We start from the raw sequence: 563 nt of genomic DNA, 5'->3' as shown, positions 1-563 counted from the left end.
CACCTGGCCGAAAATGACGAGCATGCCCTGCAGATCATCCGCGACATCGTGGCCACCCTTCCCAGGCCGGCGGCCCCCGCATGGGACGTGGACACCGCCGTCGAACCCGTTGCGGACCCCGCCGGCCTCTATGGTGTGGTGCCAACTGACGTCAACGCCCAGTATGACGTCCACGAGGTGATAGCGCGGCTGGTTGACGGGAGCCGGTTCCATGAGTTCAAGAAGGAATACGGCGCTACCCTGGTCACCGGCTTCGCGAGGCTGCACGGACACCCGGTGGGAATCGTAGCCAACAACGGCGTGCTGTTCAGCGAGTCCTCGCTCAAGGGCGCACACTTCATCGAGCTGTGCGACCAGCGCGGAATTCCCCTGGTCTTCCTGCAGAACATTTCCGGGTTCATGGTGGGCAAGGACTCCGAACAGGGCGGCATCGCCAAGAACGGCGCCAAGATGGTCACGGCGGTGGCCACGGCGCGCGTGCCCAAGCTGACCGTGGTGATCGGCGGGTCCTTCGGTGCAGGGAACTACTCCATGTGCGGCCGGGCGTACTCACCGCGCTTCCT

Annotated in this window: 1 protein-coding gene; it reads left to right on the top strand. The window is 64.8% G+C overall.

Annotated features, from left to right (window positions below):
* On the top strand, nt 1-563 hold a 563-nt coding region (locus V9L17_RS21250; RefSeq protein WP_337352802.1), incomplete at both ends, for a carboxyl transferase domain-containing protein.

Source organism: Pseudarthrobacter sp. CCNWLW207, assembly GCF_037203945.1.
Lineage (GTDB): Bacteria > Actinomycetota > Actinomycetes > Actinomycetales > Micrococcaceae > Arthrobacter.
The sequence above is the reverse complement of the archived record's forward strand: the minus strand, read 5'-3'. Positions and strand labels throughout refer to the sequence as shown.